Here is a 21,482-nt window from a genome sequence, read left to right as displayed (position 1 = left end):
GGGGCCATGACCGCACGCTACTGCTCGCTCGCGCAGCAGCCTCTCCCCGCGTTCGCGCCGGGGCTGGCCGCCGAGCGTGTCGCCGCGCTCGTCGGCGGGCAGCGGATGTGGGTCGACGGAACCGTTCTGCACTACTGCTTCCTCGGCGGCGACACCGACGACTCGGTGGTCCCGATGCGGGGGGCCGGCCGGCCACGGCGGGAATCGTGGGTGGGGACCGAGGAGCAGCGGGACGTGGTGCGCGACTGCTTCCGGGAGTGGCGGGACCTCGGCATCGGGCTCGATCTCACCGAGGTGAGGGACCGCTCGGAGGCGGAGCTGCGCATCGGCTTCCAGCCCGGTGACGGATCCTGGTCCGCGATCGGCAAGGACGCCCTCCGGGTCGGTCTGAACGACCGCACGATGAATTTCGGCTGGGACCTGACCGCGCCGGGTGAGCGCGCGACGGCCCTGCACCAGATCGGGCACGCGCTCGGCATGCTGCACGAGCACCAGAGCCCGTTCGCCGGCATCCTCTGGGACGACGAGGCGGTCTACACCGAGCTGGCGGGCCCGCCCAACCACTGGAGCCGGGAGCGGACCTTCCACAACATCCTGCGCAAGCTCGACGGCGACGAGGCCAACGGACCGGTCTGGGACCCGCAGTCGATCATGGAGTACCCGTTCCCGTCGGGACTGATACTGGAGCCCGAGCACTACCGCTCGGGCTTGGAGCCGCCCGGCATCCTGTCCGCCGCCGACAAGGAGTTCGCCCTGCGCTGGTACCCGCCCACCGGCCGGCCGGGTCCGCTGGTGCCGTTCCGTTCGGTGCCGCTCGGCCTCGGACCCGGCGAGCAGGCCGACTTCCGTCTGGACCCGCCGGAGACCCGCGAGTACACCGTGGGCACCTTCGGGGACAGCGACGCCGTCGTCGTCGTCTTCGAGGAGCGGGACGGCGTGCCCCGCTTCCTCGTCGGACAGGACGACGGAGGCACCTCCCGCAACGCCACCATCAGGGCCCGTTTCGTCAAGGGCCGCCGCTATGTCGTCCGGGTGCGCCTGTACTCCTCGTGGGGTGCGGGCGAGACCGCGGTCATGTGCTGGTGACCGCGCGGCTCCGCAAGCACCCGGGCGCCGCGGCCACAGTCCGGCGCCGGGGGCCGGCCGCGGACGCCACCTTCGGGGGACAGTGTCGCTTAGGCACTGAATGAAGGTGGTGTTCGTGGTCCGTCGGGCCCGCTGCTTCGGGGGAGGTGGCGGGCCCGGCTTCTTCTTGGGGGCTACAGCTCGACGACCTCGTCGATGATGTCCAGTACTTCACCGAGGCGTCCGCGTAGGCGTTCGACCATCAGGATGAGGCCGTCGGCTGGGAGTTGGGCGAGGTCTTCAGCGCGGGCGGAGTCGAGCTCGCGGCGCGCGTAGTCGATGCGGGCTCGCTGGAGGTTGGTGAGGGCCCCCGTGGGGTGGGGCTGCTCGTGGGTCATGTTCTGCCACCTGTGCTCTGCCGTGCTGAATGCGGGTCAGGTAATCGTTGGGTAGACGGTTGCGCGGTGCAATAAGCAGAGCGCGACGTCACTCGAACGTATGTTTCCTTGCGTGGGGGGTTGCAGGCAAACGATCAAAGATGCCTGATTTATCGTGCTGACTTAGGATGATCTTCCGCAGAGCGTTTGTCGAGTGCACCCACCCGACGACGACGCCTGGCTCCTAGAGCACAGCCGCGTCCTCGGCGAGCGCATCCGCACCGAACGCCACGACCGGAAGATCAGCCAAGAGCGGCTCTACCTCGGCGCCGGCATCAGTCGCGACGTCCTCCAGCGCATCGAATCCGGCCGCCACAACCCGACCTTCCACACACTGCATCGGATCGCCCGGGTCCTCGACATGCCGCTCTCCGACCTCGTCCGCTGAGCGGCCCGCCTCCGACGGGGGACGGAGACGGGCCGCGATCTCACCTACCAGTCAGGGCCTGGGCGGGGTCACGAATCCCCGCACCGGCCGCGGTTCCTGCGGGTCGCGCGATTCGGGCTGCTGCGCGTGCTTCCACGCTGCTACCAGCTCCGCATAGCGCGGGTCGATCCACTCGGACATCGGGCCTCCCTTCCCGGGCAGGCTATGCCACGCCGGGCTTCGGCTTGGACTGGACGATGATGTGCACTCGGGCCCGCGCTGGCACGCGCGGCCACCGAGACGAGCGTCTCGTCCGAGCGCAGAAAGCGGCCCCGGACAGCGGCCCCGGGCCGGGGGGGGGCCGGGGGCCCCCCCCGTCGTTCGTCCGGGTGCCGGGGTGCCTGGCCGAGGGGGCCGCCGGGCCGCGGGGGTGCCGAGCCGCCCGGATGCCGGCCCGCGGGGGTGCCGACCGCCCGGATGCCGACCCGCCGGGCTAAGGGGTACCGAGCCCGCCGGATGCCGGCCCGCCGGGCCACGGGGGGATGCCTGCCCGCCCGGGGTGCCGGGCCCGGGTCCTGACTAGCCCAGCGCCAGCCAGGCCACCGCCGCGATGACGACCACGGCGGCGACGATGCCGACGATCAGGCCGATGCGGGGCCCGGAGGAGGCGGCGGGGGCCGCCTGCCGGGCCTGCGGGGCCTCGTCGACGAACGCGCGGAACATCTGGGTGCTGCCTGCGGGGTCGTTGGTGCCCTGGGGGCCCTGGTTGTTAGCCATGGGCCGAGACACTAGCGAATCCGCGGGTGCCGCCCAAGTGCGGGGCTCCCGACCGCCCTTGCCCCGGCCCACAGGCCGCCACCTGCGCGTTTACTTTCGTAATACTTGTCTTTGCCAACTTTTTATGGCGCGATGACCGTTTTTGTTTGCCTGTAGCAACCAACGGAACTTATCGTTGCCCTAAGCAACGAATCGGGAGGTGCGCGCATGGCCGGGAAGGCGCAGTACGAGGAGCTGATCCGTCAGTTCAGCGCCTTCGGCGCCGTCAAGCGGGAGATGGGCCGGCTGCTGCCGGCCGACTACCCCGGCGGCTCCGCCGCCGTGATGACACTGCTCGGCCGGCACGGGGACATGCGCATGAGCAAGCTCGCGGAGCTGCTCGCCGTGGACATGTCGGTGACCAGCCGCCACGTCGCCCACGTCGCGGACCGGGGCTGGATCGAACGCTCCCCCGACCCCGCCGACAAGCGCTCGCGCATCCTGCGTCTGACACCCGAGGGGCAGGCCCAGCTCGACGACATCGCCGAGCGGACCACCCAGCTGCTCGCCCACCGGCTGAGCGACTGGTCCGACGACGAGGTCGGTCAGCTCTCCCGGCTCATGGCCCGCCTCAGGGCCAGCTTCGACGACTGCCGGACCCCCGCGGTCCGGCCTCCCGCACTGTCCGGGGACGAACCGTCCACCCGTACACCCGCGATCACCACGTAAGCAAAGGAAGTCCATGGCAACGACCACACCAGCCGGTGTGCGGGCTCATGCCAAGCACGGGGGAGGCTCCAACGGAGACGCTCCGATGACGCACCGGCAGATCATGGAAGCGCTGTCCGGGCTGCTGCTCGGCATGTTCTGCGCCATTCTGTCCTCGACCATCGTCACCAACGCGCTGCCCGAGATCATCGGCGACCTCGGCGGCGGCCAGAGCGCCTACACCTGGGTCGTCACCGCCTCGCTGCTGACGATGACCGCCTCGACCCCCCTGTGGGGCAAGCTCGCGGACCTCTTCAGCAAGAAGGCCCTGGTCCAGATAGCCCTGATCGTCTTCGTCATCGGCTCCGTCGTGGCCGGTCTGGCGCAGAACCCCGCGATGCTGATCACCGCGCGGGCCATCCAGGGCCTGGGCGCCGGCGGTCTCTCCGCCCTGGCGCAGATCATCATGGCCGCGATGATCGCCCCGCGTGAGCGCGGACGCTACTCCGGCTACCTGGGAGCGACCTTCGCCGTCGCCACCGTCGGCGGCCCGCTGCTCGGCGGTGTCATCACCGACACCAGCTGGCTCGGCTGGCGCTGGTGCCTCTACGTCGGCGTGCCCTTCGCCATCCTCGCGCTGATCGTGCTGCAGAAGACGCTGCACCTGCCCGTGGTCAAGCGGAAGGTGAAGGTCGACTGGGCCGGCGCCTTCTTCGTCACGGCGGCCGTCTCCCTGCTGCTCGTCTGGGTCACCTTCGCCGACGACAAGTACTCCTGGATGTCCTGGCAGACCGGCGCCATGGTCGGCGGCGCGGTCGTGCTGACGCTGCTCTTCCTGCTCGTCGAGAGCAAGGCGAGCGAGCCGATCATCCCGCTGCGGCTGTTCCGCAACCGCACCATCGCCCTGGCCTCGCTGGCCTCGCTGTTCGTCGGCATCGCGATGTTCGCGGGCACCGTCTACTTCAGCCAGTACTTCCAGCTGGCCCGGGACCAGTCCCCGACCATGTCGGGCGTCATGACGATCCCGATGATCGGCGGCCTGTTCATCTCGTCGACCGTCTCCGGCATAGTCATCACCAAGACCGGCAGGTGGAAGCGCTGGCTGCTGGCCGGCGGCGTGCTGCTCACGGCGGGCCTGGGCCTGCTCAGCACCATGCGCTACGACACCGCGTACTGGCACATCGCGATCTTCATGGCGCTGATGGGTCTCGGCGTCGGCATGATGATGCAGAACCTGGTGCTCTGCACGCAGAACCAGGTGGCCCCGAGCGACCTGGGCGCGGCCTCCTCCACCGTGACCTTCTTCCGGTCCCTCGGCGGCGCGGTGGGCGTCTCGGTGCTCGGCTCCGTGATGTCCACCCGGATCAGCCACTACGCCTCCGACACCATCGGGCAGCTCAGCCCGCAGGAGCAGGCGGCGGCCGCCAAGGCCGCCGGAAGCGGCGCCATCCCCGACATGGACCTGCTGCCCCACGGCATCCGCGAGTGGCTGGAGAGCGCCTACGGGCACGGCATCGCCGACATCTTCCTGTACGTCGCCCCGATCGCCCTGCTCGGCTTCCTGGTGACCCTGTTCATCAAGGAGGTACCGCTGCGCACCTCGGGCGCCCTCGCCCAGGCCGCGGAGGCCGCGGCCGGGTCCGCCCCGCCGGTGGCGGGGACCCCCGCCGAGGCCGCCCGGACCATCGACGAGCCGGTCCCGGCCGGTGCGATGGCGGCCGTGGCGGCGCCTTCCGCCGCGTCGGCCGTCTCGGACACCCGGGTCGCCGCCCCCATGGCCACCCAGCGGCTCGCCGCCGTAGCCACGGCGACCGGCTCCGGTGAGCCGATGGCGCCCGTCGCCGGTGGCATCGCGGTCCGCGGCTTCGTCCGCGGCGCCGAGTCCGCCCCGGTCCCGCAGGCCGCCGTCACGCTGATCTCGCTGGCGGGCCGGCAGCTGGGCCGGTCGGTCGCCCAGGCCGACGGCTCCTACGTGCTGGACGCGCCGAGCGCGGGATCGTACGTGCTGATCGCCTCCGCCGACGGCTTCCAGCCGCAGGCCTCCACGATCGTCGTGAACGACGAGCCGGTCGCCTACGACATCCTGCTCAGCGGCACCAGCGGACTGACCGGCCTGGTCCGGGCGCTGGAGAACGGGCTGCCGGTCAAGGACGCCATGGTGATCGTGACCGATGTGCGCGGCGACCTGCTGGCCAGCGCCGCCACCGGGGAGCAGGGCGAGTTCTCCTTCGCCGAACTGGTGCCGGGCACGGTGACCGTCGCGGTCAACGCGGCCGGCTACCGGCCGCGCGCCCTGCCGGTCGAGGTCGGCGGCACCGGGGTCACCCGGGTCGAGGTCGACCTCCAGGCCGGGGCCCAGGTCCAGGGCGTCGTCCGGGCGCCGCACGGCCCGCTGGCCGACGCCCGCGTCACCCTGGTCGACGCGGCGGGCAACGTGGCCGGCACGGCCACCACCGGCGCGGACGGGGCGTACGCCTTCACCGACCTGGACGCCGGTGAGTACACCGTCATCGCGACCGGCTACCCGCCGGTGGCGACGGCCCTGACGGTCGCAGGGCCGGGTGCCGACGGCCACGACATCGAGCTCGCCCACCCCGGCGAGTAGCGAGACCCCGGCCCGTGGTGGCGTGCGCGCTCTGAGCGGAGGTGCGCCCGCCCACCACGGGCCGGTTTCTTTACGACTTTCTTCACGACCACTTTCTGAGCCTTTGCAGGGAGAAAACGGGATGGGACTGACCGCGAGGATCCGAACGCGGGACGGATGGGCCGTGTCGCACGCGGTCGTCACGGTGACCGACATGACCGGCACGCAGGTGCTGCGCGCCGAGGCGGACACCGAGGGCACCGTGCGGGACGGCACGCCGCTCGCGCCCGGGGCGTACACCGTCATCGTCACGGCGGTCGGGTACGCGCCCGCCGCCTCCAGCGCGATCGTCACCGCGAGCGGCCGGGCCGAGGTAGGCACGGTGACGCTGGCCCGGCACGGCGGCACCGAACTGCCGCCGCCCGGACCGTGGACGGTCGACCCGGCGCACTCCGCCGTCTCCGCCGTCGCGCAGCACCTCGGCATCTCCAGCGTGCGGGGCCGGTTCACCGACTTCGCCGCCCTCGTCGAGATCGCCCCGGACGACGTCGCCAAGTCCCGGGTGGAGGCGGTGATCCGGGCCGCCTCCATCGACACCGGCAACGGCATGCGCGACACCCACCTGCGCTCGCCGGACTTCCTGGACGTCGAGCGGTTCCCGGAGATCACCTACCGCTCCACCGGGGTGTCCGAGGCCGGTCCCGACCGCTGGACGGTCCACGGCGAGCTGGGGCTGCACGGCGTCGTCCGCCCGGTCGACCTGGACCTGGCCTACCTCGGCACCGGCGCCGACCCGTGGGGCGGCGTCCGGGCGGCGTTCCGCGCGACGACCGAGCTGCGCCGCGAGGACTTCGCCATGAACTACAACCAGGTCGTCCAGGCCGGTATCGCCGCCATCGGGACGACGCTCAGGGTCGAGCTGGACATCCAGGCGGTCCAGGGGGAGTCACTGCCGGCCGTCTGACGCGGCGCCGGACGCCCGGGCCACCAGCTCGCCGCAGAGATCCCGGAGCTTGACGTTCCGGTGCTGCGAGGCCCGGCGCAGCCGCTCCAGGGCCCGGTGGGCGTCGATGCGCTCCCGGGCCATGAGCATGCCGACCGCCTGGTCGATGACGCCGCGGGAGAGCAGGGCGGTGCGCACGTCGGCCGCCGAGGCCTGCTGCCGTTCGATGCGCAGGGCCTCGTTCACGGCCTCTGCCGCCCGCTCGGCGAAGACGCGGGCGGCGTCCCGGCCGTCGGGCGAGGGAGTCCGGTTCGAGGCCGTAGAGGCTGAGCGCGGCGCCCGTCTCCCCCTGGCGCAGGTCCAGGCCGCTGGGCAGGCCGGTGCTGCCCGCCGGCGTCACGCAGCAGGGTGTCGAGCCCCTGGCTGCGTGCCATCGCCCGGTCGAGGGTGTCGGGGATCTCCGAGGTCATGCTCCTGCGTCTGTCCCGTCACCGCTCGTTGACGCCTCGGCCGCCCGAACCCGTGTTCGCGTCGACGATGCGCCGGGCCAGGTCGCGCAGCTTCACGTTCTCCCGCTGGGATGCCTTGACCAGGGACTCGAAGGCGCCGGCCGCGTCGATGTCCAGGCGCTCCATGAGGATGCCGGTGGCCTGGCCGATCAGGTCCCGGGTGCGCATCGCCTCGGTGAGCTGCTCGCGCACGGTCGCCGAGTCCAGGGCGAGCGAGACATGGGCGGTGAACAGCCGTCCGATGCGGGTGGCCTCCTCGTCGAAGGCCTGCGGTTTACGCGCGTACGCCGTCAGCACGGTCAGGCGGCGCCGGTCGGCGCGCAGCCGCAGCGACAGTGCCGAGCGCAGGCCGAGGCCGGACAGCGCGTTGCCGCCGCCGTCGGCCTCGCTGTCGTCCGTCCGCACCACGGGCGTGGTCCACAGGCGCTCCCAGTCCGGGTGCGGGGTGTGGCCCGGGGTGTGGCCCCCGTGCCGGGGCTCGGCGGCGAACCGTACGGTCTCGTCGCTCCAGGCGAGGGTGCGCAGCCGGCCGCTGCGCTGGATCTCCGCGATGCCCGCGTGCTCGGCGTCGGGCAACAGACGCACCGCCAGCTCGACGGCGGCGGTCATGGTGTCGTCGGGGGTGCCCGTCCCGTGCAGGTGGCGTGCCGCCGCCGTCAGGGACTCGGCCAGCTCGAAGCCCACCGGAAAACGCGGCAAATCAGGAATATCGGACGCAGTCACCACGAACCTCTTCGGCATGCCCGGCCAAACGGCCGTGCGCAGGAGAGCTCCGCAGCACATTCCCGACTGCGAGCACAGGACGAACAGCACTTTAGCTGCTTGGTTGCGTGCCGGTGACGCCCGGCCGAAGGAGCGGGTGGCCGCCTTCCGTACCGCCCGACCACGTGGTGGAATGGGGAGCGGGTCAGGAAGCGGCCCGGCCGGAAGCCGGACGGACATCTGTCAGGTGAGTGCTGTGACCTTCCTCCCCCAACCCTGCGGGCCGCGCGAGCCGAGTGATCCACCCGACGGCGCCGTGCTCGCCATGCCCAGCGAGATCGACTTCTGCAACGCCTCGGGGCTGCTGCCCCTGATCATGGCCGCCGTGGACCAGCGGCCCGCCGGCTTCCGTCTGCTCGTCCTGGACCTGTCCGCGACCCGCTTCATGGACTCCCAGGGCGTCCGCCTCCTCACCGCGGTACGCCGCCGCCTGCCCGCCGACGCCCGGCTGCGGGTGGTGGCCGCCCCGAAGGGCGTGCCGAGCCGCGTCCTGGAACTCTCCGGCCTGCGCCGGGACGTCCCGGTGTACGACAACCTCGCGGAGGCGGTGCGCACGGGAAGTGGCACGGGGGCCTAGGGTCCGGCCGGCGGCAGAGGCGGCGTGCCCCGGCGGGCGCGGTGAGCAGGGGCCGGTGCGGCCGTGGGCAAGGCGGAGGAGGGGGCCGACGCGACGGGGCACCGCCCGGCGAGGAGCCGTGCCCCGCGGCCGCGGGTCGAGTCCCCGCCCGGCGGGACGGCGGACCCCCTCGCCGGTGCGTGGCGGCCTAGGCTGGCCGCATGGCACCGAACATCGCGACGAACACCCGTGTCTCCCTCGCCGAGTTGCTGGACTTCGTCCGCCCCCGGCACCGGGCGATCCTGCTCACCCGGCGGGGCGACGGCAGCCCGCAGGCGTCGCCGCTGACCTGCGGGGTCGACGACTTTGGCCGGATCGTCGTCTCCACCTACCCGGAGCGGGCCAAGACCCGCAACGCGCGCCGTGACCCGCGGGTCAGCCTCCTCGTGCTCAGCGACGAGTGGAACGGCCCCTGGGTCCAGATCGACGGCACGGCGGAGGTCATCGACTCGCCCGACTCCGTGGAGCCGCTCGTGGAGTACTTCCGCAACATCTCCGGCGAGCACCCCGACTGGGACGAGTACCGGGAGGCCATGATCCGGCAGGGCAAGTCGATCGTCCGGGTGACGCCGGAGAGGTGGGGGCCGGTGGCGACCGGCGGCTTCCCGGCGCGGCTGGCGACGGACGACTGAGGAGCGGGGCCGGAGGGCCGGGGGCCGGAGGGCCGGGGGCCGACGGCTGATCGCTGAGGGGCTGCCGGCTGACGGCTGACGGCTGACCCGCGGTCAGCCTCGTTCGACCATCGCCTCGATGCCCGCGACCAGCAGGTCAAGGGCGAACTCGAAGTCCCGGTCGAGCATCTCCGCGACGGTGCCGCCGCCGCGGGCCGCCATGATCTCCTGGGCCTCCCCGATGACGCCCGCGGTGTCCGGCACCTCGGTCGCCGCGTCCATCGAGTCCTGGAAGTACTCGTCCGGGCTCCGGCCGGTGTCCGCCGCCCGGGCGAGGAAGCGGCCCTCGACGGTGCCGTAGCCGTGGACGAACTGGAACACGGCGGACATGGCCCCGGTCAGCCGGTGCTCGGGCAGGCCGCTGCCGCGCATGACGGCCTGCACCGCCCGGGAGAAGGCCAGCGAGTGGGGCCCGATGTTGAGATACGTGCCGAGCAGCGGGGCCAGCCACGGGTGGCGCACGAGCAGCGTGCGGTTCTCCCTGGCCAGCGTGCGCAACTGCGCGCGCCAGTCCTGGCCGGCCTCGGGGTCGGGGTGCCGCAGCTCGCCGAAGACCGCGTCCAGGGCGAGTTCGAGCAGCTCGTCCTTGGTGTCGACGTACCAGTAGACGGACATCGCGGTGACGTTCAGCTCGGCGGCCAGCCGGCGCATGGAGAACCCTGCCAGCCCCTCGGCGTCCAGCAGCCGGACCGTGGCCTCGGTGATCCGCTCCCGGTCCAGCCCCGACGGCTGCCCGCCACGGCGCCCGCCGCGCCGCCCCGCGTCCGCCATCCAGACACTGGCCCGGGGGCCCTGCCGCCCTGCCTTCGCCATGCGCGTCTTCTCCTCGACTCATCGAACGCCGGTCAGCCGGACGCCCCGTAAGGGGCGCGGGGAACGGCGCGACCAGCCACGACGGGCCGGCAGCCGCACGACTACCCTGCCACCCCACCCCTCAGGCGGCCACCTTCTCCGCCCGCCGCAGCAACACCGCCGCCACCACCCCACCGAGCAGCACGGCCACCGCCCCCACCAACTGACTGCTCTCAAGACCGGAAGAGAACGCGTCGATCACCCGCTCCCGCTCCGCCTCTCCCTCCACCGCGGCCAGAGCACCCGGCAACGACGTCGCCGCGACGGGCACCAGCGCCGCGAACCGCGAGTTCAGCACCGCCCCCAGCACGGCCACTCCCAGCCCGTTGCCGAACTCCGCCAACGTGCCGTTGACCCCCGCGCCGACCCCGGCCCTGGCCGGCGGTATCGCGCTCATCAGGGCGTGTGCCATGGCCGGGTTGCCGAGCGCGCACCCCACGCCGATCAGCAACAGCCCCAGCAGCGTGCCGGCGTAGCCCTGCCCGGTCAGCGTGGCGATGGCCACCAGGCCCGCCGACATCAGCACCATGCTCAGCAGCACCGCCACCGGCGTACCCAGCCTGGCCAGCCACTTCGCCGCCACCCCGGAGAAGTTCAGCAGCACCACCGTCAGGGCCAGCGGCGCCGTCCGCAGCCCCGCCTCCAACGGGCCGTAGCCGAGCACGAACTGGAGGTGCTGGGTCAGCAGGAACAGCGCGCCGCCCATCCCGAAGGTGATCAGCACCAGCCCGGCAACCGCGCCCGTGAACCGCTGGTCGCGGAAGAACTGGAGGTCGAGCATCGGATACGGGATCCGGCTCTCCCAGTACGCGAAGAGGGCGAGCACCCCCACCGCGACGGCGGCCGTGGCCAGGACCCTGCCGGACGCCCAGCCGTGCTCGGGGCCGGAGATGATCGCGTAGACGAGCGCGGCCATGCCGATCGTGGAGAGGACGGCGCCGAGCAGATCGGGGCGGTCGCCCCGCCGGTCCTTCGACTCGGGGACCAGGGTCACGACCGCGATCAGGCCGAGGGCCACGACCGGCAGGTTGATCAGGAAGATCGCCCCCCACCAGAAGTGGTCCAGCACGAACCCGCCGATCAGCGGACCGCAGGCGAAACCGAGCGCGCTGACCGCGCTCCAGATGCCGATGGCCTTCGCGTGCTCGGCGGGTGCGAAGATCTGCATGACCACGGCGAGTGTGGTGGTCAGCAGCAGGGCGCCGCCGACGCCCATCCCGGCCCGTGCCGCGATGAGCTGGCCGGTGGTCTCCGCGAGACCCGCGGCCAGCGAGCCCAGGCCGAACAGGGCGAGGCCGGTCGCGAGCATCTTCCTGCGGCCGTACCGGTCGGCGGCGCTGCCCGCGGTGAGCAGCAGGCCGGACTGCACCAGCGAGTAGGCGTTGATCATCCACTGGATGTCGGACGTGGCCGCGCCCAGCTCGTCGGTGAGCGAGGGGATGGCCACGTTGAGCACGGTGTTGTCCAGGACCACCGTGAGCTGGGCGAGGCTGATGACACCGAGGATCAGCCAGCGCTGCGGGTGGCCCTGGACCGTGGGGGCGGTCTTCTGTTCCTGGGAGGACGTCGTCATATTGTACAGCGTATAGGAACTCCCATACGCTGTACAACACGACGGTGTCAGCTCGTCTGCCGGGTGAGGTCGTAGAAGGTGGCCGAGCCTGCCGTGACCTCCTTGAAGTTGGCCTCGACCCAGGAGGTGATCTGGGACGCGGTGCCGGAGTCGCCGCCCATGCCCCCGCCCATGCCGCCGCCGCCGATGAAGTAGTGGATCCTGCCGTCCGCCACGTACTTCTTGAACTGGGCCAGGGTCGGTGACGGGTCCGTGCCGTTGAAGCCGCCGATCGCCATCACCGGGTCGCCGGTGCTGAGCTGGTAGCTCGCGGCGTTCTGGGCGCCGATCGCGGCGGCCGCCCAGGTGTAGTCGGCGGCGTCCGTCTCCAGGAGCTTCTTGGCCTCGGAGTCGACCTGGGCGCCGTTGAGCAGACCGCCCGCGCCGCCGCCCATGCCGCCGGCGCCCGTGCGCCCGCCTTCGCCTGCCTGGCCGTTGGGGGTCGTGCCGGTGCCGGGGGTGCCGCCAGGAAATCCGCCGCCGGGGCCGCCTTGGCCCTGCCCCTGTCCCTGCCCGGGTGCGTTCCCGCCGCCGGGGAAACCGCCACCGCCCCGGCCGCCGCCACCGCCCGGGCCGCCCATGCTCGCGCCGGACGGACCGGCCGTGACGATGGAGCCACTGTGCCCCTCCCGCACGGTGCTCAGCGTGTACGCGGTCGGCGCCGCCAGCGACGCCACGAGGCCCAGCCCGGCCACCGCGAGGACGGTCCGGCGCCCCAGCCGCCCGGCGAACACCAGCCCCAGCGCGGCGACCAGGCCGCCGGCCAGGACCAGCCACTTCAGCCACGGCAGGTAGTCGGGCGTGCGGTTGAGCAGGACGTATCCCCACGCCGCGGTCGCCGTGACGGCCGCCGCGAGGGCGAGCGAGGCCCAGATCAGCTCCCGCCGTTCCCACAGCGCCGCGGCGCCCATGCCGACCACGGCCGCCAGGTAGGGCGCGAGGGCCACCGTGTAGTACTGGTGGAAGATGCCGGCCATGTAGCTGAAGACGGCCGCGGTCATCAGCAGCGAACCGCCCCAGACCAGGAAGGACCCGCGTGCGGTGTCCGTTCGGCCCGCGCGGCGCGTGGCGACCAGGCCCGCGACGAGCAGGATCAGGGCGGCCGGCAGCAGCCAGGAGATCTGGCCGCCGATCTCGGAGTCGAACATCCGGTCCCAGCCGGTCTCGCCCCACATGCCGCCGCCCGCGCCACCGGGGCCACCACCGCCGCCGACGCTGCCGGTCTCCTCGCCGCCCAGCCGGCCGAGGCCGTTGTAGCCGAAGGTCAGCTCCAGGAAGCTGTTGTTCTGCGAGCCGCCGACGTACGGGCGGGACGACGCCGGCCACAGCTCCACCACCGCGACCCACCAGCCGCCGGAGACGACGATGGCGAGGGTCGCCAGCGCGAGCTGCCCGAGCCGCCTGCGCAGCCGCACCGGCGCGCAGACGCCGTAGACGAGGGCGAGCGCGGGCAGGATCAGGAAGGCCTGGAGAGTCTTCGCCAGGAAGGCGAAGCCGATCGCGACGCCCGCCCACACCAGCCACTTGGTCCGGCCGTCCTCCAGCGCCCGTACGACGAGGTAGCAGGCGACCGACATCAGCAGCGCCAGCAGCGCGTCCGGGTTGTTGAAGCGGAACATCAGGGCGGCGACGGGCGTGAGCGCCAGCACCGTACCGGCGATCAGGCCGGCCGCGGGGCTGAACCGGCGGCGCACGGCCGCGTACACGACAGCGACCGTCGCGACGCCCATCAGCACCTCGGGGACGAGGATCGACCAGGAGGAGAGCCCGAAGATCCGCACCGCCAGCGCCATCGGCCACAGGGCGGCCGGGGGCTTGTCGACGGTGATGGCGTTGCCCGCGTCGAGCGAACCGAAGAAGAACGCCTTCCATGACTGGCTGCCCACCTGCACGGCCGCCGAGTAGAAGGAGTTGGCGTAGCCGGAGGCGCCGGCAGGGAGCCGGGAGAAGGGTCGGGAGGAGAGTCGGTTCGCATGGGACCGACTCTTCTCAAGTCCCCTGTCGCACCCGTGTGGTGAGGCTGTGCCGTGCCTGTGAGTGCGCCCGGTCACCGACCGGGTCAGGCGGCGCGGGCAGCCGCACGGTGAAGACCGTCCGCCCCGGCACGCTCGCGACCGTCACACCGCCGCCGTGCGCGGTCGTCACCGCGTGCACGATGGCGAGCCCGAGCCCCGTCGAGCCGGTGGCCCGGGAGCGCGCGGAGTCGCCCCGCGCGAACCGTTCGAAGACGTGCGGCAGCAACTCAGCCGGGACCCCCGGCCCGTTGTCCTCGATATCCACGCACAGCCACCCGCCGCTCGCGCGCACGCGCGCCGTGACGGTGGTGCCGGGCGGGGTGTGGTTGCGGGCGTTGCCCAGCAGGTTGACCAGCACCTGCTGGAGCCGGGCGGCGTCCGCCGAGACCGGTGCCGGTTCCTCGGGCAGGTCGAGCCGCCAGTTGTGGCCGAGGCCGGCCGCGCGGACGTCGCTGACGGAGTCCACGACCAGCGGTACGAGGTCGGTCCGCTCGGACCGCAACGGCCGCCCGGCGTCGAGGCGGGCGAGCAGCAGCAGGTCCTCGACCAGCAGGGTCATCCGCCCGGCCTCGGACTCGATGCGGCCCAGCGCGTGCCGGGTGTCGGAGCCGACCTGTTCGCGTCCCCTGCGGGTGAGTTCGGCGTACCCGCGGATGGAGGACAGTGGGGTGCGCAGCTCGTGGCCGGCGTCCGCGACGAACTGCCGTACCCGCGTCTCGCTCTCCTGCCGTGCGTGCAGCGCCCCGTGCACGTGGTTGAGCATCCGGTTGAGCGCGGACCCGACCCGTCCGACCTCGGTGTGCGGGTCGCACTCGGACTCCGGGACGCGTTCGTCGAGGTTCACCTCGCCCTTGTGCAGGGGGAGTTCGGAGTCCCGGGTGGCGGTGGCGGCGACCCGGCGCAGGGGGCGGGTGGCGACGCCGACGATGACGGTCCCGGCGAGGGAGGCGGCGATGAGACCGGCGGCGGTGACGCCGGCCTCGACGAGGATCAGGGTGTTGATGGTGCCGGTGACCTCGGAGGTCGGGACGGCGGCGTAGTAGCCGTCCTTGTACTCCACGCGGTAGTCGCCGAGGTCGCCGATCGCGACGGTGCGCCGGTCGCCGTCCCGGGGAACGGACGCCAGCGCGGCGCGCTCCGCCTCGGTGAGGGCGACCGGGCTGGTGCCGCTGAAGTTGGTGCTGGCGTCGTCCTTCTTGCCGTACTTGGCGTCGACGACGACACCGTCCCGGACCTCGGCGACGATCGTGCCGCGAGGCTGCGGTCCGCGGGTGACGAACTCGTCGAGGTCCATCCGCTGCGGGCCGCTGCCGCCGGGCCCGGGGTCGCCGGGCGGCCCGAAGCCGGACACCCGTATGGCGACCTCGCGCAGCTGCTTGTCCAGCTGTTCGTACAAGTGCGACCGCAGCGCCACCGTCGTCACCGTCCCGATCACCGCGCAGACCACGGCGATCAGCGCCACCGACGCGACGACGAGCCGGGTCCGCAGGGTCCGCGGCCGCGTTCGTCGCGGTCGGCTCATGCGGCGGCGGGCTTGATCAGGTAACCGGCTCCGCGCCGGGTGTGGATCATCGGCTCGCGTCCGGCGTCGATCTTCCGCCGCAGGTACGAGATGTACAGCTCGACGACGTTGGCCTGACCGCCGAAGTCGTACGACCACACGCGGTCCAGGATCTGCGCCTTGCTCAGCACCCGCCGCGGATTGCGCATCAGGAACCGCAGCAGCTCGAACTCGGTGGCGGTGAGGTGGATGCCGTCGCCGCCCCGGGTGACCTCGTGGCTGTCCTCGTCCAGCGTGAGGTCGCCGACGACCAGGACGGACTCGGAACGCCGGTTGGCGGCGCCCGAGCGCCGGATCAGGCCGCGCAGCCGGGCGACGACCTCCTCCAGGCTGAACGGCTTGGTGACGTAGTCGTCCCCGCCCGCGGTCAGCCCGGCGATACGGTCCTCGACCGCGTCCTTGGCGGTCAGGAACAGCACCGGCACGTCCGGCAGGTCGCGGCGCAGCCGCCCCAGCACGCTCAGGCCGTCCATGTCGGGCAGCATCATGTCCAGCACGACGGCGTCGGGCCGGAAGTCCCGCGCGGTCTGGACGGCGCCGTGGCCGTCACCGGCGCTGCGGATCTGCCAGCCCTCGTAGCGCAGGGCCATGGAGAGCAGTTCGGTGATGGACTGCTCGTCGTCCACCACAAGCACCCGGACGGGGCTCCCGTCCGGCCTCAGCACTTCGGTGCGCCCCTGGGGCGAGGTCGTGGTCATACCGGACACGATGTCGGGGCGCTCTGAGAACGCCCTTTCCCCAACCTGTGATTTCTCTGAGAACCACAGGGGGTCTCAGGTCCGGGGTCTCAGGTCCGGGGGTGCTCAGGTCCGGGGGTCGGGGTTGCGGTACGTCGACCAGCGGCGGGCCCTCTCGCTCGCCGTCCACAGCCGGTCGAAGGTCTCCAGGCGAACTCCAGGCACCCAGCCCCGCCCAAGCACGATCCCCCTACCGCACGCGGCCCGGCTGTTCGGCCTGCCCCGGCGTCTCAGCCCTCCGCCAGCCCGAACAGCCGCGCCCCGTTGTCGTGGCACACCCCCCGCAGCCACGCGTCCCCCAGGTCCAGCCGCTCCAGGGCGTGCAGCTGGTGCAGGTACGGGTACGGGATGTTGGGAAAGTCCGACCCGAGCAGGACCCGGTCGCCGAGGTCCGCCAGCCTGGGCAGCGCCCGGCGTGGAAAGGGCGCGAGGCGCTCGCTGAAGTCGGTGAACGCCATGGTGGTGTCCAGCCGCACCTCGCCGTACCGCTCGGCGAGGTCGAGGAAGTCCTCGTACTCGGGCATCCCGAGGTGCGCGACGACCAGCCGCAGCCGGGGGTGCCGGGCCAGCACCCGGGCTATCGGCTCGGGCCCGGTGTGCTTGCCGGGCGCGGGCCCGGACCCGCAGTGGATGACGACGGGTATCCCCGCCTCGGCGAGCACGCCCCAGGCGGCGTCGAGCAGTTCGTCGGCCGGGTCGTACGCCCCCACCTGCACGTGCGCCTTGAAGACCCGCGCCCCCGACTCGACGGCCCGGCGGACGTACGTCTCGACGCCCGGCTCCGGGAAGAGGGTGGAGGTGTGCAGGCAGTCGGGCGTGCGGCGGGCGAAGTCCACCGCCCAGCCGTTCAGCCACTCGGCCATCCCGGCCTTGTGCGGATACAGCATGGCCGTGAAGGCTCGCACGCCGAACTCCCGCAGCAGCGCCGCGCGTTCGCCCTCCTCCTGCCGGTAGGTGATCGGCCACTCGAACCCGCCGGTCAGCGGGCCGAGGCCGTCGAAGTAGGCCCAGACCTTGGCCAGTACGCGCTCGGGCATGAAGTGCGTGTGCACGTCGACCAGCCCGGGCAGCCCGAGCCCTTCCCAGAACCGCCGGATCTGCCCGGCCTCGTGATCACTCATGGGGCCACGATCGCGCCCGGCCCGCCCCCGGACAAGGGAGCAGGTCTCAGAACAGCTCAGAACAGCTCGTCCTGCACCCCGGCCGCTTCCCTGAACTCGCGCACCGGCACGGCGCAGGGCTCCCCGTCGGCGGACACCAGCTCCCACCCCGTCATCAGCCGGGTGTCGAGGACGACGACCCCGCGCTCCGTCGCCAGATGCAGATCCGGCCCGGCGGCCGCCACCAGCTCGCCCCCGATCGCCCCGCCGGCCACCAGCTCGGCCACCTCTCCCACGGCTGCCGGGCACCGGTCCGGACCCTCGATCCCGAAGACGCCCGCGTGGTCCACACCCCAAAACCGCTCCGGCGTCAGCGACTCCGGCCAGCCGCCGAGCGCCACCGCCCGCGCGTGCAGCTCCGCGATCTCGGCCGACCGCTCCGCCCGCGCCCCGGGCAGCGCGGCGCGCACCGCCCGCTTGTGGGCGTACGGAATCCGGTCCGGGACGCCCAGCGCGGCCCGCAGCAGCTCCTCGGTCCGGCGCGCGGCCATCAGGGGCCCGCAGCCCAGCCAGCTGAAGCAGACGGCGCCCTGCTCCAGCAGCCGGGCCGCGCCCCGCGCCTGCGCGGTGATCCCCACCTTGACCAGTCCGGGCCCGAACCAGGCCAGATAGACGCGGTACGGCCGCGGATCGTCCGCGATGGTGTCGGCGGCCACGGAGTGCGCCCGGTCCAGCCGCGCGCACTCCTCGCACCTCGCCCCCGTGCTCCGCCCCGGCACACCGGCCCGCACCGGGCACGCGTTCCCCCGTGCTCCCACGCATGTCCGCACACCCCCTTCGGCGACCGCGAAGGCCACCCGTCTCCCCCGGTCCAGGGCACTGCTCCGCCCCCCGACCCACGTCAGCACGGGACCCTCGGCCGTCCAGCGCAGCCCCGCGCACTTCCATGCCTGTGCCATCACCGTCGAGACTAGAGGCAGCCACTGACAACGGCGGAAGTACCGTATGGACATGGCAGAGAGTGAGCCGATGTGCCCCGAGCGCCTGGTCATGGAGCACGTCACCAGCCGCTGGGGCACCCTGGCCCTGATCGCGCTGCTGGAGCGCCCCTACCGCTTCAGCGAGCTGCGCCGTGAGATCGGCAGGGTCAGCGAGAAGATGCTGGCCCAGACCCTGCGCACGCTGGAGCGCGACGGCCTGGTCCACCGGGACGCCAAGCCGGTGATCCCGCCCCGCGTCGACTACTCCCTGACCGGCCTCGGCCGCGAGGCCGCCGAGCAGGTCAGGGACCTGGCGCTGTGGACGGAGCGGCGGATGGCGGCGGTCGAGCGGGCCCGCGAGGCGTACGACGCCGCGGGAGCCCGAACCACCACCGCCTCCGGCGTCACTGCTTCAGGACCGCCTTCATGACGCTCTTGGCGATCGGCGCGCCGAGACCGCCACCGGAGATGTCCTCACGGGAGATGTCCATGTCGGTCGGGTCGATGAAGACGGCCACGGCGACGGAGGACCCGTCCTGATTCTTGCCGTAGGAGACGAACCAGCCGTAGGGCACCTCGTCGTTCACGTCGACACCGCGCTGCGCGGTACCGGTCTTGCCGCCGACCGTGACGCCTTCGATCTGGGCGCGGCGGGCGCTGCCCTCCTTGGCGGTGAACTCCATCATCTCCTGGACCTTCTGCGCGGTCTCGGCGGAGACGGCCTCGCTCATCACCGCGGGCTCGGTCTTCTCCAGGGTGCCGAGGTCCGGTCCCTTGACCTCGTCGACGATGTAGGGCTGCATGACCTTGCCGTCGTTGGCCAGTCCGGCGGTGACCATGGCCATCTGCATCGGCGTACTGGTCAAGCTGCCCTGGCCCATGCCGGTGAGCGCGGTGCCCGGCGCGTCGAGGTCCTCCGGGTAGAGGCTCTTGGAGGCGAGCAGGTCGCCGAAGTCCTCGGAGTAGACGTCCTCGTTGAACCCGAACTTCTGCGCCGTCTCGCGCATCTTGTCCTGCCCCAGCTTGGAGGCGGCGTCCAGGAAGACGTTGTTGCACGAGTACTGCATGGCGGTCTTCATCGAGGCCTTGTTGCAGACCGCGTCGCCGGCCTCACTGCCGATCTTGTTGCTGGCCTGCGGCAGCTGGTAGGGGGAGGCGGCGTCCGTGCGGGCGTCGACGTCCGTGACGGCCCCGTGCTCCAGGGCGGCGGCCGCGGTGAGGATCTTGAAGGTCGAGCCCGGCGGGTAGGTCTCGCGCAGCGCGCGGTTGGCCAGCGGCTTGTTCTTCTGCTTGTCCAGCGCCACGAAGCGGTCGGACTCCTTGAAGGTGTTGCCCGCGAACGTCGACGGATCGTAGGAGGGCGCCGAGACCAGCGCCAGCACCTTCCCGGTCTGCGGGTCCAGCGCGACCACGGCACCGCGGGCGCCCTTCAGGTCGGTCAGCCCGTCCCAGGCGGCCTTCTGCGCCTTCGGGTCGATGGTGGTGACCACCGACCCGGCCCGCCGTCCCTCACCGCTGACGACGTCGGCGAACCGCTGGAAGGCCAGCCGGTCGTCCTTGCCGGTGAGGATGGAGTCGTAGGTCTTCTCCAGCAGCGTCATGCCCTGGGCCTGCGACGCGTATCCGGTCACCGGCGCGTACATCGGACCGTCGGTGTAGGTGCGCTTGAACTTGAGGTCGGTGCCCTTGACCTCGGCGGAGCCGGTGATGGCCCGGCCGCCGACGACGATGTCGCCGCGCGCGGTGGCGAACTGCTCGATCTGGACCCGTCGGTTCTTGTCGTCGGAGGCGAGCTCCGGGGCACGGACGTACTGCAGCCAGTTCGCCCGGATCAGCAGGCCGAGCACCAGCAGCCCGCAGAAGATCGCCACGGCCCTCAGCGGCTTGTTCACCGGGGGCCTCCGTCGAGGCTCGGCCGGTCGGATATGAAGAAGATGCGTCCTCGCAACATGCGCACACCCTAGACATACTCGCGAAAGACGATCACGCCGACCGGAAAACACCGAAGGCCCGCCGATAAATTCGACGGGCCTCCGACAGCTGTGCACTCGGCAGGATTCGAACCTGCAACCTTCTGATCCGTAGTCAGATGCTCTATCCGTTAAGCTACGAGTGCTTGTCTTCTTCAGTTTTACCGCCGCTCCCGGCCCTTCCGGCCCGCTCGCGGCGACAGGAAGAACATTACATGACTGCCGCCGCCATGTGAAATCCGTTAACCGCACCCCTTGTGAGCTGCGAAAACGGCCTTCAGACGGGTGTGCGCAACCCTGGGCGACAGCGAAGCCCCGGCCGGGTGGGCCGGGGCTTCGGTGATCGGTGCGGAGGCGGAGGGATTTGAACCCTCGATGGGCTTTAAGACCCAAACCGCATTAGCAGTGCGGCGCCATAGACCGGACTAGGCGACGCCTCCAGACAACATCACCATCTCGCGGGCGAGCGCGAGTGGCGCGTGCCGATGATGACACAGTTGAGCGCGCTGTCACCAATCGAGCCCCACGGTACTAGGCGGGCGGGCCGCGGGGCAAAACCCTTACGGCGCGGACGGCGGAACGCCGCGCAACGTCCGGCGCGCCCGCGCGTTGGTCAGGTCATGTTCCAGGTCACCCGTATCCCCGCCGCCCGCCTCCTCGGCGCCGCCGCCCTGTCCGTCGCGACCCTCGCCTCCCTCTCCGCCGCCCACCCGGCCGCGGCCTTCGGCACCGGTGCCGGCACCGGTGTCCCGGCCGCTGATCACCTCACCGTCACCGTCCGGGGCGCCGGCCCGGGCGCCGACGGGACGTTCGAGCTGTACTGCAACCCGAGCGGCGGCAACCACCCCGACCCGGAGGGCGCCTGCGCCGTCGTCGAGCGCGACACCCGCTGGGGCCAGGACACCTTCGCCCCGGTCCCGGAGGGCAGCGTCTGCACCATGCAGTACGGCGGCCGGGCCACCGCGCACGTCACCGGCGTCTGGGCCGGACGCCCCGTCGACGTGACGTACGACCGGCGCGACGGCTGCGAGATCTCCCGCTGGGACCGCATGGTGCCGCTGCTGCCCGAGGCGGGGGCGCCGGGACGGTCGTAGGGGGCGCGGAGCGCGGTCACGGGCGGCGAACGTGTGAGCGGCGGGGCGCCCCCCCCGCGCGGGGCCGCGCCCCGCAGTTTTGGCAGAGCAGGGGGGGCCGCCCCCGGGGCCCGCCCCCCCCCCCCGGGGGCGCCCGCCGGGCT

General features: G+C 72.3%; 20 protein-coding genes, 2 tRNA genes and 1 pseudogene. 9 read left to right on the top strand and 14 right to left on the bottom strand.

What is annotated here, in order from left to right; all coding sequences use genetic code 11:
* Nucleotides 1-6: 6 nt before the first annotated feature.
* Nucleotides 7-1,086 (top strand): hypothetical protein, encoded by a 1,080-nt coding sequence (locus ACFWR9_RS05550; RefSeq protein WP_383835905.1) that lies wholly within the window; start codon nt 7-9, stop codon nt 1,084-1,086.
* Between the two features lie 173 nt (nt 1,087-1,259).
* Here the strand turns inward: ACFWR9_RS05550 and ACFWR9_RS05545 are convergent, their stop codons facing one another.
* Complete coding sequence (locus tag ACFWR9_RS05545) at nt 1,260-1,463, bottom strand: hypothetical protein (protein ID WP_383835902.1); 204 nt, start codon at nt 1,461-1,463, stop codon at nt 1,260-1,262.
* Between the two features lie 193 nt (nt 1,464-1,656).
* Here ACFWR9_RS05545 and ACFWR9_RS05540 point away from each other — a divergent pair, with 193 nt between their 5' ends.
* A complete protein-coding gene (locus ACFWR9_RS05540) occupies nt 1,657-1,890 on the top strand; it encodes a helix-turn-helix domain-containing protein (RefSeq protein ID WP_383835899.1) in 234 nt (77 codons plus the stop codon).
* Nucleotides 1,891-2,448: 558 nt separating this feature from the next.
* On the opposite strand, the gene ACFWR9_RS05535 is transcribed toward ACFWR9_RS05540, so the two are convergent.
* The gene (locus ACFWR9_RS05535; RefSeq protein ID WP_383835896.1) at nt 2,449-2,646 is read right to left on the bottom strand and encodes a hypothetical protein; all 198 of its coding nucleotides are present in this window, start codon (nt 2,644-2,646) and stop codon (nt 2,449-2,451) included.
* A gap of 207 nt (nt 2,647-2,853) precedes the next feature.
* Between ACFWR9_RS05535 and ACFWR9_RS05530 the strand changes: the two genes are divergently transcribed.
* The 3 genes from ACFWR9_RS05530 (at nt 2,854) to ACFWR9_RS05520 (ending at nt 6,881) form a co-directional block, all read left to right on the top strand.
* Entirely contained in the window at nt 2,854-3,354 is a 501-nt protein-coding gene (locus tag ACFWR9_RS05530; RefSeq protein WP_383835893.1) for a MarR family winged helix-turn-helix transcriptional regulator, read from the top strand.
* A gap of 13 nt (nt 3,355-3,367) precedes the next feature.
* Entirely contained in the window at nt 3,368-5,938 is a 2,571-nt protein-coding gene (locus ACFWR9_RS05525) for an MFS transporter (RefSeq protein ID WP_383835890.1), read from the top strand.
* Between the two features lie 121 nt (nt 5,939-6,059).
* Nucleotides 6,060-6,881, top strand: coding sequence for a YceI family protein (locus ACFWR9_RS05520; protein WP_383835887.1), 822 nt, complete (start codon nt 6,060-6,062; stop codon nt 6,879-6,881).
* On the opposite strand, the pseudogene ACFWR9_RS05515 reads toward ACFWR9_RS05520, so the two are convergent.
* Nucleotides 6,864-7,330 (bottom strand): annotated as a pseudogene (locus tag ACFWR9_RS05515) (ANTAR domain-containing protein). The gene ACFWR9_RS05520 and the pseudogene ACFWR9_RS05515 sit on opposite strands and share 18 nt — an antisense overlap.
* Before the next feature lie 18 nt (nt 7,331-7,348).
* Entirely contained in the window at nt 7,349-8,110 is a 762-nt protein-coding gene (locus ACFWR9_RS05510; RefSeq protein ID WP_383835884.1) for an ANTAR domain-containing protein, read from the bottom strand.
* A gap of 217 nt (nt 8,111-8,327) precedes the next feature.
* Between ACFWR9_RS05510 and ACFWR9_RS05505 the strand changes: the two genes are divergently transcribed.
* Nucleotides 8,328-8,708 carry an STAS domain-containing protein gene (locus ACFWR9_RS05505; RefSeq protein ID WP_383835880.1) on the top strand — a complete coding sequence of 127 codons (381 nt, stop codon included), beginning with the start codon at nt 8,328-8,330 and terminating at the stop codon, nt 8,706-8,708.
* Nucleotides 8,709-8,908: 200 nt separating this feature from the next.
* Nucleotides 8,909-9,379, top strand: coding sequence for a PPOX class F420-dependent oxidoreductase (locus ACFWR9_RS05500; protein WP_383835877.1), 471 nt, complete (start codon nt 8,909-8,911; stop codon nt 9,377-9,379).
* Between the two features lie 93 nt (nt 9,380-9,472).
* Here ACFWR9_RS05500 and ACFWR9_RS05495 read toward each other — a convergent pair whose 3' ends face one another.
* From ACFWR9_RS05495 to ACFWR9_RS05465, 7 genes are all read right to left on the bottom strand, one after another.
* Nucleotides 9,473-10,231 (bottom strand): TetR/AcrR family transcriptional regulator, encoded by a 759-nt coding sequence (locus tag ACFWR9_RS05495; protein WP_383835874.1) that lies wholly within the window; start codon nt 10,229-10,231, stop codon nt 9,473-9,475.
* 121 nt (nt 10,232-10,352) lie between these two features.
* Nucleotides 10,353-11,843: an MFS transporter gene (locus tag ACFWR9_RS05490; RefSeq protein WP_383835871.1), complete on the bottom strand. Its 1,491-nt coding sequence runs from the start codon at nt 11,841-11,843 to the stop codon at nt 10,353-10,355.
* Nucleotides 11,844-11,890: 47 nt separating this feature from the next.
* Nucleotides 11,891-13,774 carry a glycosyltransferase family 39 protein gene (locus tag ACFWR9_RS05485; RefSeq protein WP_383835868.1) on the bottom strand — a complete coding sequence of 628 codons (1,884 nt, stop codon included), beginning with the start codon at nt 13,772-13,774 and terminating at the stop codon, nt 11,891-11,893.
* Between the two features lie 97 nt (nt 13,775-13,871).
* A complete protein-coding gene (locus ACFWR9_RS05480) occupies nt 13,872-15,419 on the bottom strand; it encodes an ATP-binding protein (RefSeq protein WP_383835865.1) in 1,548 nt (515 codons plus the stop codon).
* Nucleotides 15,416-16,156 (bottom strand): response regulator transcription factor, encoded by a 741-nt coding sequence (locus ACFWR9_RS05475; protein ID WP_383835862.1) that lies wholly within the window; start codon nt 16,154-16,156, stop codon nt 15,416-15,418. Before ACFWR9_RS05475 ends, ACFWR9_RS05480 begins: the two co-directional genes overlap by 4 nt.
* Nucleotides 16,157-16,425: 269 nt before the next feature.
* Nucleotides 16,426-17,316 (bottom strand): amidohydrolase family protein, encoded by an 891-nt coding sequence (locus ACFWR9_RS05470; RefSeq protein WP_383835859.1) that lies wholly within the window; start codon nt 17,314-17,316, stop codon nt 16,426-16,428.
* 56 nt (nt 17,317-17,372) lie between these two features.
* On the bottom strand, nt 17,373-18,254 hold the full coding sequence (locus ACFWR9_RS05465) for a DUF2797 domain-containing protein (RefSeq protein ID WP_383835856.1): 882 nt from the start codon (nt 18,252-18,254) through the stop codon (nt 17,373-17,375).
* A 46-nt stretch (nt 18,255-18,300) separates the two neighbouring features.
* On the opposite strand from ACFWR9_RS05465, the gene ACFWR9_RS05460 reads away from it, so the two are divergent.
* Nucleotides 18,301-18,705, top strand: coding sequence for a winged helix-turn-helix transcriptional regulator (locus ACFWR9_RS05460; protein WP_383835853.1), 405 nt, complete (start codon nt 18,301-18,303; stop codon nt 18,703-18,705).
* Here ACFWR9_RS05460 and ACFWR9_RS05455 read toward each other — a convergent pair.
* The 3 genes from ACFWR9_RS05455 to ACFWR9_RS05445 form a co-directional block, all read right to left on the bottom strand.
* A complete protein-coding gene (locus ACFWR9_RS05455) occupies nt 18,680-20,167 on the bottom strand; it encodes a peptidoglycan D,D-transpeptidase FtsI family protein (RefSeq protein ID WP_383835850.1) in 1,488 nt (495 codons plus the stop codon). The two genes, ACFWR9_RS05460 and ACFWR9_RS05455, sit on opposite strands and share 26 nt — an antisense overlap.
* Before the next feature lie 151 nt (nt 20,168-20,318).
* Nucleotides 20,319-20,391: transfer RNA gene (locus tag ACFWR9_RS05450), tRNA-Arg, on the bottom strand.
* A 203-nt stretch (nt 20,392-20,594) separates the two neighbouring features.
* A tRNA-Ser gene (locus ACFWR9_RS05445) sits at nt 20,595-20,685 on the bottom strand.
* 180 nt (nt 20,686-20,865) lie between these two features.
* Between ACFWR9_RS05445 and ACFWR9_RS05440 the strand changes: the two genes are divergently transcribed.
* Entirely contained in the window at nt 20,866-21,339 is a 474-nt protein-coding gene (locus tag ACFWR9_RS05440; RefSeq protein WP_383835847.1) for an SSI family serine proteinase inhibitor, read from the top strand.
* Nucleotides 21,340-21,482 lie beyond the last annotated feature (143 nt).

It is taken from the genome of Streptomyces sp. NPDC058534, assembly GCF_042717365.1.
Taxonomy (GTDB): Bacteria; Actinomycetota; Actinomycetes; order Streptomycetales; family Streptomycetaceae; genus Streptomyces.
The sequence above is the reverse complement of the archived record's forward strand: the minus strand, read 5'-3'. Positions and strand labels throughout refer to the sequence as shown.

Excerpts from the sequence above, each read along its gene's own strand:
- ACFWR9_RS05520 (WP_383835887.1), top strand. The coding sequence starts at position 6,060 with ATGGGACTGACCGCGAGGATCCGAACGCGGGACGGATGGGCCGTGTCG.
- ACFWR9_RS05535 (WP_383835896.1), bottom strand. The coding sequence starts at position 2,646 with ATGGCTAACAACCAGGGCCCCCAGGGCACCAACGACCCCGCAGGCAGC.
- ACFWR9_RS05550 (WP_383835905.1), top strand. The coding sequence starts at position 7 with ATGACCGCACGCTACTGCTCGCTCGCGCAGCAGCCTCTCCCCGCGTTC.
- ACFWR9_RS05475 (WP_383835862.1), bottom strand. The coding sequence starts at position 16,156 with ATGACCACGACCTCGCCCCAGGGGCGCACCGAAGTGCTGAGGCCGGAC.
- ACFWR9_RS05510 (WP_383835884.1), bottom strand. The coding sequence starts at position 8,110 with ATGCCGAAGAGGTTCGTGGTGACTGCGTCCGATATTCCTGATTTGCCG.
- ACFWR9_RS05545 (WP_383835902.1), bottom strand. The coding sequence starts at position 1,463 with ATGACCCACGAGCAGCCCCACCCCACGGGGGCCCTCACCAACCTCCAG.
- ACFWR9_RS05525 (WP_383835890.1), top strand. The coding sequence starts at position 3,368 with ATGGCAACGACCACACCAGCCGGTGTGCGGGCTCATGCCAAGCACGGG.
- ACFWR9_RS05460 (WP_383835853.1), top strand. The coding sequence starts at position 18,301 with ATGGACATGGCAGAGAGTGAGCCGATGTGCCCCGAGCGCCTGGTCATG.
- ACFWR9_RS05470 (WP_383835859.1), bottom strand. The coding sequence starts at position 17,316 with ATGAGTGATCACGAGGCCGGGCAGATCCGGCGGTTCTGGGAAGGGCTC.
- ACFWR9_RS05465 (WP_383835856.1), bottom strand. The coding sequence starts at position 18,254 with ATGGCACAGGCATGGAAGTGCGCGGGGCTGCGCTGGACGGCCGAGGGT.
- ACFWR9_RS05440 (WP_383835847.1), top strand. The coding sequence starts at position 20,866 with ATGTTCCAGGTCACCCGTATCCCCGCCGCCCGCCTCCTCGGCGCCGCC.
- ACFWR9_RS05530 (WP_383835893.1), top strand. The coding sequence starts at position 2,854 with ATGGCCGGGAAGGCGCAGTACGAGGAGCTGATCCGTCAGTTCAGCGCC.
- ACFWR9_RS05480 (WP_383835865.1), bottom strand. The coding sequence starts at position 15,419 with ATGAGCCGACCGCGACGAACGCGGCCGCGGACCCTGCGGACCCGGCTC.
- ACFWR9_RS05490 (WP_383835871.1), bottom strand. The coding sequence starts at position 11,843 with ATGACGACGTCCTCCCAGGAACAGAAGACCGCCCCCACGGTCCAGGGC.
- ACFWR9_RS05500 (WP_383835877.1), top strand. The coding sequence starts at position 8,909 with ATGGCACCGAACATCGCGACGAACACCCGTGTCTCCCTCGCCGAGTTG.
- ACFWR9_RS05495 (WP_383835874.1), bottom strand. The coding sequence starts at position 10,231 with ATGGCGAAGGCAGGGCGGCAGGGCCCCCGGGCCAGTGTCTGGATGGCG.